Raw genomic sequence first — 9,060 nt, 5'->3', positions numbered from 1 at the left:
CCTCGACGGTGGCGGCGGTGAGATCGACGAGTTCGTAGCGCGCGAAGGTGCCCTCGCTGGTCGAGACGTCGGCCCCGTCCACGATGGCGCCCGTCGTCGGACCCGCACCGGGAAGGATCGAGGAACAGCCCGACACCGCCAGGGCGGTGCAGAGGGCCAGGGGCAGAACGCGCATGCAGGATCGCCTGTCGGTTTCTCTCATCCGCTGCCTAGACCATCGCCGCCGCCCTGTCCGTGGCGGGGGGGTCACAGTCCGGCCGCGACCGGCCGAACCCGCGAACCATCCCCGCTGTGCACCGGCCGGGCGCCCCATCACACGGCTGTGACCCGATACTTGCCCAAACCTTTCCGCGGCGCTTGCCGGAACCTTGGCGCCGTGCCCCTTGTCTCTGACCGGACAGGCTTCGTCTCCCGAGGCCGTGAACAACGATGCGCCATGCTCTCGTTCGACTACACCCCTCCGAACCTGCCCGAGGCGACACCGGGCACGGTCCACAGGCGCCATGTCTTCTACGTTCCGGGCTACGATCCCGAGGGGCGCACCCGCTATCGCATGTTGTTCGTCCGTGAGCTCGTCCGCTCGGCGAAGCGCTTCGGGCAGCCCAAACCCCGGATCGGCCCCGCCACGACGAGTCCCGACGGCCTCGTGCAGAGCTGGAGCGTGGCGGCCGAGCCCGCCACGGGGGGCGCGCGAACGGAATACGACGTGCTCCTGTGGGACGACCTCGTCGCCCGCGACTTCGGGCGCTGGCGCGTCCTCAGCGCCGGCCTCCTGGTGATCGGCACCCTGCACGCCATCCTGGGCGGTCTCATGCTGCGGTTCTACCGGCTCAACTGGAAGTACGGCAACGTCATCCTCTATCCGTTCGTGCTGCTCGTCGCCCTCGTCCTCGCCAGCCTCGCCATCGCGGGCTTCGTCCACGCCCACCTCGGCGACGGGTTCGGACACAGCCTCGGCTGGCCGCTCTGGGCGACGATTCCCCTGGGCCTCCTCGTCGGGCTCGGCTGGATCAAGGCCATCGAAGCCCTGCTCAACCGGTTCTTCTTCTGGCAGCTCCTCAACGACTGGGTGTTCAACTGGCAGCACGGCCAGGGCTGGCGCCCGAATTACGAGGCCCGCCTCGATGCCTTCGCCGACCATGTGATCGCCCGCCTCGCCGCCTTCGCGGACGAGGGCATCGCCGTCGACGAGGTGATGCTGCTCGGCCATTCCTCGGGCGCCCTCACGGCGGTGGAGGTCGCCGCCCGGGTGCTGGCCCGCGCCCCCGACCTCGGCACCGGGCACACGAGTCTCGCCCTCGTCACCCTCGGCTCGGGCCTGCCCCTCGTGGCGATCCAGCCGCGGGCCCGCCGCCTGCGCGCCGAGATCGCCGATCTCTGCACCAGCCCACGCCTGGTCTGGGTCGACTACCAGGCGCCGCAGGACTGGATGAACTTCCCCGGCTTCAATCCCGTGCGCGACCTGGTCCTGCCCCTGGGCGACCGGCCGGTGACCAACCCCCTGGTGCGCTCCGCGCGGTTCCGGGAGATCATCAGCCCGGAGACCTACCGCCGGGTCCGCTGGCGGCCGTTCCGCATGCACTTCCAGTTTCTCATGGCGAACGACCGGCGCGGCGCCTACGATTTCTTCGCCATGACCCTCGGCCCCCAGCGCCTGCGCGCACGGGTGCTCCATCCATCGCCCGCGCCCGAACCGGCCGCGGCGCCGGGGGCGTGACCGAAGGATCGCCACCGAAGGATCGCCGTGGACCGGTGCCGTCCGGGCCGGCCACACTCCCAAACCCGCGGACCGGGGTTTCGCATGCAGGCAGGCCATCTTCCGTCCCTCGACCGGGGGCCCGGCGTGATCGTGGTGATGGGCGTCTCGGGCTCGGGCAAGAGCACCGTGGCGGCCCGCCTGGCGGAGCGCCTCAGCTGGGCCTTCGTCGACGGGGACGCGTTCCACAGCGCCGCGCACGTCGCCAAGATGCATGCCGGCCATCCCCTGGACGACGACGACCGCGCGCCCTGGCTCGCCGCCATCGGCGCCTGGATCGACACCCGGCTCCAGGCCCGCGAGCCCGGAATCGTGGTCTGCTCGGCCCTGCGGCGGGCCTATCGCGACGCCCTGGTGCGCGGACGCCCCGAGGTCAGGATCGCCTATCTGGCGGGTGACCGCGACCTCATCGAGGGCCGCCTCGCCCGGCGCCAGGGGCACTTCATGCCGGCCGCCCTCCTCGACACCCAGTTCGCCATCCTGGAGCCGCCCGCCCCGGAGGAGAACGCCGTCGTGGTCGGCATCGACGCGCCCGCCGACGCCATCGCGGCAACGATCGCGGCCCGTCTGGGATTGGGGGAGGGCCAGCAGGAGACATAGACCGCCCATGGACGCATCCGCCCCGCCCATCGCCCTCGTTATCTCCGACGTGGACGGCACCCTGGTGACCACGGACAAGCGCCTGACGCCGGCCACCCGCGCGGCGGTGCGGCGCCTCGCGCAGGCCGGCATCGGCTTCACCATCGCGTCGAGCCGCCCGCCCATGGGCCTCGCCGGCCTGGTGGCGGACCTCGACCTGCGCCTGCCGCTGGGCGCCTTCAACGGCAGCACCGTCGTCGCCCCCGACCTGCGCATCCTGTCGGAGACCCTGATCCCGGCCGCCGTCGCGCGGGACGCCGTCGCCCGGATGACACGGGACGGCCTCGACATCTGGGTGTTCGCGCACGGGGCCTGGACCCTGCGCGACCCGCGCGGCCCCTACACCGACCTCGAACGGCGCACCCTCGGGGCGGAGCCGACCGTGGTGGCCGACCTCGACCCGCTCCTCGATCAGGCCGCCCAGATCGTCGGGGTCAGCGCCGACGCGGCGCACCTCGCCGCCTGCGAGACCCGCCTGGCCGCCGCCCTGGGGGAGGGGGCCGACGTCCACCGCTCCCAGCCCTACTACCTCGACGTGACCCCGGCCGGCGCCGGCAAGGGCGGCTTCGTCGACGCCATGAGCCGGCGCCTCGGGATCGACCGCGCCCGCATCGCCACCCTGGGGGATGCCGGCAACGACGTGCCGATGTTCTCGAAGGTCGGCCTGTCCATCGCCATGGGCAATGCGGACCCGGCTGTGAAGGCGGCGGCCCGGGCCGTGACCGCGGACAACGACAGCGAGGGTTTTTCGCGGGCCATCGACGAATTCGTTTTGCACCGCCCTCCGGCCTGAAGCCCCCGGCCCGGCGCCGGCGGGCCAGACCCTTGCGCGGACTGGGAAATCCGACGTGGGCGGACCGCGCACGTTTCCCGCGTGTGTATCCTGTGCGCCACAGCACACGGGGAAAGCCTCGGTATGCGGCCGCAATCGGGGCACCGAGCCGCTTTCCAGCCTCATTTGGCCCCGACCTTGACCGTTCAGAACAAGGACGATCCGGGTCACCGCATGAACCAGCGCCTCCTGCTCCTCGCCGTCGCCGCGTTGGCCATCCCGGCCCAGATCCTGCCCGCCCCGGCCCTCGCCCAGGGCAAGGCCGCACGGGACAACATCGACGCGCTGATCGAGGAGCAGGCCCGCGCCGCCGGCGTGCCGGCGAGTTTCGTCCACGCGGTGGTGAAGCGCGAGAGCAACTACAACCCGAACGCCAAGGGTGGCAGCGCCCTGGGCCTGATGCAGATCAAGCCCGCCACGGCCCGCGGCCTCGGCTACCAGGGCGACGCGGCCGGGCTGTTCGACCCGGCGGTGAACCTGCGCTACGGCATCGCCTACCTCGCCGGCGCCTACAAGACCGCCAAGGGCGACCTCGCCCGGGCCTACGGCTACTACAACCGCGGCTACTACTACGCCGCCAAGCGCCTCGGCATCCCGGCGGAGGTGCCGGAGGACCTGACCACCGTCGCCTCCGGGGCGAAATCCGGCGCCGCCTTCGCCAGCGCCTTCGACCGCACGACACCCGCCGATCCCAACCTCGCCGCCGCCGCCACGGCCCTGGCCTACGCTCCGAGCCCGACGGCCAACACCGTCCCGACGGAGCGCGTCGAGGTTCCCCTGCCGCCGCGCCGGCCCGCCGGCCTCTCGGGCTCCATCGCGCCCGCGGCGATGGCGAGCCTCGACCCGGCGCCGGCCGCCATCGCGCCCCTCGCGCCCGCCCCGGCGCCGATGGCCTCGCAGATGCCCGCGGCCTCGCAGGCCACCGACGCGACGCCGAGCGAGCGCGTCGAGGTGCCCCTGCCGCCGCGCCGGCCCTCGGCCGTCCTGCTCGCCTCGGCGGGGCGACCAATTGTCGCGAAGAAGGCCGTCGCGGCGCCCGTCCTCGAAGCCTCGGCGCTGCCCGCCGATCAGTAGGGCGCTCCGTTTCGCGCGGCGCAACCGGCCGGCCCCGCGCGTCCGGCGAACGTTCCGTCGCGGTTTCCGAACGGATCGGGCCCTTCGCGCGGCCCGTCGGGGGATTTCCCCGTGTCCGGGCGGGAATGCGCCCACGCCGCGCCGTTTCCCCGCGCCTGCAGGTTTTCCCTCGCGGGCGGGCCCGGACCGCTTGCGCTCGTCCGCCCGGCGCCTCACATGTTGCACCGCACAGGATTTTCGACCCAAGGCGGTTTTCGTGACCGCGTCATGGGACTATTAATCCTGTTCCGTACAGTGCCGCATCGACGTAATATTTCCGAACCGGAATCCGATAGAGATATCGATCCCTTCGCCGAAGCATTATCGTACCGACCTCTCATGTTGTGGGTCGGCGCGCGATGGGCCTGAGATCCAGAGTTGCGCAGGCCCCGGCCTGTCCGCCAATCGAGAAGACGAACGACGGCATGGCCGGCGCGGCAGAACAAGAATCGACCTTCCTGGCAGAGCTGGGCCGGCGCGTCCGGCACGCCCGCACGGTTCGCGGCCTCTCGCGCAAGCTCCTGTCGCAGACGTCGGGCCTGTCCGAGCGCTACATCGCGCAGCTCGAGAGCGGGCAGGGCAACGTCTCGATCATCCTCCTGCGCCGGGTCGCCAATGCCATGGGCGTGCGTCTCGACGACCTCATCGCCGGCCAGGACACCACGCCGGACTGGCACGTGGTCCGCGATCTCCTCGGGCAGGCCTCGAGCGAGCAGATCGCCCTGGCCAAGGGCATCCTGTCGGGTCACGCCCCCGCCGGGGGTGACGCGCCGCAGCCCCGGGTCGCCGTGGTCGGCCTGCGCGGGGCCGGGAAATCGACCCTCGGGCGCCGGGTCGCCGACCGCCTCGGCTGGACCTTCGTCGAGCTCAACGCCGAGATCGAGCGCGAGAACGCCCTGTCGGTGAAGGAGATCTTCGCGATCTACGGCCAGGAGGGCTACCGCCGCCTGGAGCAGGCGGCCCTGCGCCGCCTCACCGAGCATCCCGGCCCCCTGATCCTCGCCACCAGCGGCGGCATCGTCGCCGAGCCCCTGACCTACGACCTCCTGCTGCAGGCGTTCTTCACGATCTGGCTGCGGGCCCGGCCCGAGGAGCACATGCAGCGCGTGCGCGAGCAGGGCGATCTCGCGACCACGGGCGACCACCCCTCGGCCATGCAGGAATTGCGGGCGGTCCTCGCCAGCCGCGAGCCGCTCTACGCGCGGGCGCCCTCCGTGGTCGACACCTCCGACGTTCCCGTCGAGACCATGGTCGATCGCCTCGCCGCCGCCATCGAGGCGCGCTTCGGCGCCCCGGATCAGTCCCGCCATGCGTGAGACCCGGTCCTGTCTTGGGTCCCGCGCAGATTTCGGGCCCCGCGAAGATTTCGGGCCCCGCCCGGATTTCGGGCCCCGCGCAGGGGGGTGCGGCACCCGCCGCCCTTGATCGGTCCGGAGCCGCACCACACGCTATAGCGCAGGCCGCGCTCCGCGTGACGGCGAACGATGGTCTCCCGAAGGCCCGCCGCACGCGGCCGTTCCGCTTCGACGACGTTTTCGCGTAGACAATCGCCACTGCGGTGGCCGAACCGGGACCTGGGCAGATCAAGTCCGGGTTCGGCAATTCGAGGGTCGGCAAGTCCGGACCCAGCAGTGTTCGAGGAGGAGCCCATGTCCGCCCGTTCTTCCCTGACCAGGCCCGCCGACCGGGAGACGGTCGCGACCCTCGATCCGATCTGGACCCGCGTCCGCGCCGAGGCCGAGGCCCTCGTGCGCGAGGAGCCCCAGCTCGCCTCCTTCATCGTCGCGACCATCCTCAACCACCCCAGCCTCGAGGCGGCGGTGGCACACCGGGTCGCCGCGCGCCTCGGACACCAGTCCCTCCCGGCCGAACTCGTGGCCCACGGCTTCCACGAGGCCATCGCCGACGATCCGCGCCTGGGCGAGATTTTTCGCGCCGATATCGGGGCGGTCCTCGACCGCGACCCGGCCACCACCCGCGCCATCGAGCCGGTGCTGTACTTCAAGGGCTTCCACGCGCTCCAGGCCCATCGCCTCGCGCACTGGTACTGGACGCACAAGCGCCGCGACCTCGCCCTCTACCTGCAGAGCCGCTCGTCGGAGGTGTTCCAGACCGACATCCACCCGGCGGCCCGGATCGGGCGCGGGGTGTTCCTCGACCATGCCACCGGCCTCGTCGTCGGCTCCACGGCGGTGATCGACGACGACGTCTCGATCCTGCACGCGGTGACGCTGGGCGGCACGGGCAAGCAGGGCGGCGACCGCCACCCCAAGATCCGCCGCGGCGTGATGATCGGCGCCGGCGCCAAGATCCTGGGCAACATCGAGGTCGGGGAATGCGCCCGCGTCGCCGCCGGCTCGGTGGTGCTGCGCGCCGTGCCGCCCCACACCACGGTGGTGGGCGTGCCCGCCCGCGTCGTCGGCACGGCCGGCTGCGCCGAGCCCGCCCGCGCCATGGACCAGCTGCTGGGCCTCGAAACCTTCATTCACATGGCCGAGGGCATCTGACGCACCGGTCCGGAACGGGGAGCCGGTTCTCGGCAAGGGCTGACGGCCCGCTCCCGTGCTCCGCTTGCCCAGGCCCCGGCGGCGTGGCAAGCGGTCCCGGACTCGAACCCCGCGACCGCCATCGGGCGCGGGCCGATCCCGAACGCGAGAGGCGATCAGCGTGACCAAGACCGACATCACCAAGGTACAGGACTTCCTTCGCCGGACCTTCGCCAACGCCAATATCCGCCTCGTCCCCCGCCCGAAGAAGGACGATTCGGCCGAGGTCTATATCGGCGAGGAGTTCCTGGGCGTGGTCTCCGTGGACGACGAGGACGGCGACCGCTCGTTCAACTTCGCCATGGCGATCCTCGACATCGACCTCGAGGACTGAACCGCGCGAAACGGAACGACACGCACCGGCCGATGGCCTGTGCGCGGATTTAACCGTAAGGCTAAGAAAGTCTTAACGTTTCGTAAACGGCAGGGCAGAGTGGGCGCCACGGTTTCTCAACGGTGGAGCGTTCGCGTGATGACCCTCAGCCCCTCGGCCCTCGACTCGATCCAGACCCTGTGCATCGGCCTCGCCCTGTCGGGCCTGCTGGCGAGCGCGTTCGAGCTGTTCACCGAGCGGCGGGCGAGCTTCAGCCTGCTCGAGGGCGGCGGCGTCACCGCCGTGGCGGCCCTGCCCATGCTGGCCTTCGGCGCGCCCTTCATCATCCTGCGCAACACCGTCCGGGGCCGGCGCCTTGAGCGCCGGCCGATCCCGTTCGTGATGATCGCCACGATGATCGCCTGCGGCTGGAGCCTGATGTCGGGCCGCGTCGCCCTCGATCTGGCCCATCTCATCGCTGGCGTGTGACGCTCACCGGTTGGCCGTCGCCACCGGCGAGGCGCCGCCGTTGAGGGTGACCCAGGCGAGGCCGTCCTGGCCCTCGCGCTTGATGAAGGTGTAGCCCGTGCGCGGGCCGGACAGGATCGCGTTGGTCTTGTTGTCGAGGATGAGGTCGCCCCGGTCGGTCCGCACCATGAGGACGGCGTGACCCTCGCCGATGTCGTCGATGACCACGGTCATCCGCAGGGCGCGCCGGGGCAGGCCGCGCTCCACCAGCATCCGCCGCTTGAGCAGCTGGAAATCCTCGCAATCGCCCGCACCGTCATCGGGAAAGTCCCAGCGGTCGACGACGCCCCAATGGGCCATGTCGGTGATCGGGCGGATGCGCTCGTTGACACGGCGGTTGACGCTGTCCAGGGTCGCCCGGATCGCCGGCGTCAGGGTGATGCGGGCGGCCTCCCGGGCGTCGACGGCGCATTCCCGCGGGTAGCGTGCGCAGAAGTCGTTCCAGGCCGCCACCGGACGGGCATTCGCCCCCTCGCCGATGGCGGGCGCGTCGGGCAGGGCCGCCACGGGCCGCGCCTCGATGCCGGCGCCGCCGAGCAGCAGGATCGCCCCGACGAGGGAGAGCCGCGCCGCGCGGCACAGGCGCTTGCGAAGGGTGTCCGCGCCGCCCGTCGCCGGGCCACCGAGGCTGTGCAGAATCGCGTGCCGCATCCGGGTCGCCCTGCCGTCCATTGCCGAGACGGCAAAGTTGGCACGGCTGAGCCCGGCGCTCAATCGTTAAGTTAAACCCCCGTTAACCGTTGGGGCCGCGGCGGGTTCCATCCCGGACGGCGATGCGGGTCAGCCCGCGCGGTCAGCGGTTGGCCGTGGTGGTGGGCGAGGTGACGCCGCCCAGGGAGACCCAGGCCACCGCGTCGGTGCCCTCGCGCTTGATGAAGACGTAGCCCGTGCGGTGCCAGGGCAGGACGGCGCCGGTCTTGTTGTCGAGGATGAAGTCGCCGCGGTCGGTGATGAGGGTCAGGACCGCGTGGCCCTCGCCCTTCTCGTCGATGACCACGGTCATCCGCATGGCCCGGCGCGGCAGGCCGGCCTCGGCCAGGAGCTTGCGCTTGAGGAGCTGGAAATCCTCGCAGTCGCCCGCGCCGTCCTCGGCCAGATCCCAGCGGTCCGGCGTGCCCCAATGGTCGAGGTCGGTCACGGGGCGGATCGCGGCGTTGATCCGGCGGTTCACCGTCGTGATGGTGGTCCAGGCCGCCGGAGTCAGGGTGATGCGGGCGGGCTCGTTCGCGTCGAGGGCGCATTCGGCGGCGTAGCGCTCGCAGAAGGCGACCCAGGCGGCGATGGGCCGGGCGGCCCCGACGGGCGCGGCGAGGGTCGCGGGGGCGGGCAGGGC

Annotated in this window: 10 protein-coding genes and 1 pseudogene; 8 read left to right on the top strand and 3 right to left on the bottom strand. The window is 71.8% G+C overall.

Translation table 11 applies throughout. The features are described 5' to 3' along the window. A pseudogene (locus FV218_RS23320) lies at positions 1-175 on the bottom strand (sugar transporter); the annotation flags it as partial. Positions 176-436: 261 nt separating this feature from the next. Here FV218_RS23320 and FV218_RS20915 point away from each other — a divergent pair. The 8 genes from FV218_RS20915 (at position 437) to FV218_RS20880 (ending at position 7,688) form a co-directional block, all read left to right on the top strand. Then, positions 437-1,717 carry an alpha/beta hydrolase gene (locus FV218_RS20915; RefSeq protein WP_147711402.1) on the top strand — a complete coding sequence of 427 codons (1,281 nt, stop codon included), beginning with the start codon at positions 437-439 and terminating at the stop codon, positions 1,715-1,717. 84 nt (positions 1,718-1,801) lie between these two features. Then, entirely contained in the window at positions 1,802-2,356 is a 555-nt protein-coding gene (locus FV218_RS20910) for a gluconokinase (protein WP_147711401.1), read from the top strand. Positions 2,357-2,363: 7 nt separating this feature from the next. Continuing rightward, positions 2,364-3,188, top strand: a complete 825-nt coding sequence (locus tag FV218_RS20905; protein WP_147711400.1) for a Cof-type HAD-IIB family hydrolase — start codon at positions 2,364-2,366, stop codon at positions 3,186-3,188. A 213-nt stretch (positions 3,189-3,401) separates the two neighbouring features. Beyond that, positions 3,402-4,301 (top strand): transglycosylase SLT domain-containing protein, encoded by a 900-nt coding sequence (locus FV218_RS20900; protein WP_147711399.1) that lies wholly within the window; start codon positions 3,402-3,404, stop codon positions 4,299-4,301. Positions 4,302-4,699: 398 nt separating this feature from the next. Next, positions 4,700-5,656 carry a helix-turn-helix transcriptional regulator gene (locus tag FV218_RS20895; protein ID WP_274533137.1) on the top strand — a complete coding sequence of 319 codons (957 nt, stop codon included), beginning with the start codon at positions 4,700-4,702 and terminating at the stop codon, positions 5,654-5,656. Positions 5,657-5,989: 333 nt separating this feature from the next. Then, complete coding sequence (cysE, locus tag FV218_RS20890) at positions 5,990-6,847, top strand: serine O-acetyltransferase (protein WP_056096482.1); 858 nt, start codon at positions 5,990-5,992, stop codon at positions 6,845-6,847. Between the two features lie 160 nt (positions 6,848-7,007). Beyond that, on the top strand, positions 7,008-7,220 hold the full coding sequence (locus FV218_RS20885; protein WP_056096383.1) for a DUF3126 family protein: 213 nt from the start codon (positions 7,008-7,010) through the stop codon (positions 7,218-7,220). Between the two features lie 138 nt (positions 7,221-7,358). Beyond that, a complete protein-coding gene (locus tag FV218_RS20880) occupies positions 7,359-7,688 on the top strand; it encodes a hypothetical protein (protein WP_056096379.1) in 330 nt (109 codons plus the stop codon). A gap of 3 nt (positions 7,689-7,691) precedes the next feature. On the opposite strand, the gene FV218_RS20875 is transcribed toward FV218_RS20880, so the two are convergent. Both FV218_RS20875 and FV218_RS20870 read right to left on the bottom strand, forming a co-directional pair. Further along, on the bottom strand, positions 7,692-8,378 hold the full coding sequence (locus tag FV218_RS20875; RefSeq protein ID WP_147711398.1) for a transglutaminase-like cysteine peptidase: 687 nt from the start codon (positions 8,376-8,378) through the stop codon (positions 7,692-7,694). 142 nt (positions 8,379-8,520) lie between these two features. Continuing rightward, a complete protein-coding gene (locus FV218_RS20870; protein WP_246685218.1) occupies positions 8,521-9,057 on the bottom strand; it encodes a transglutaminase-like cysteine peptidase in 537 nt (178 codons plus the stop codon). Positions 9,058-9,060: the final 3 nt, after the last annotated feature.

Source organism: Methylobacterium sp. WL69, assembly GCF_008039485.1.
Lineage (GTDB): Bacteria > Pseudomonadota > Alphaproteobacteria > Rhizobiales > Beijerinckiaceae > Methylobacterium.
The sequence above is the reverse complement of the archived record's forward strand: the minus strand, read 5'-3'. Positions and strand labels throughout refer to the sequence as shown.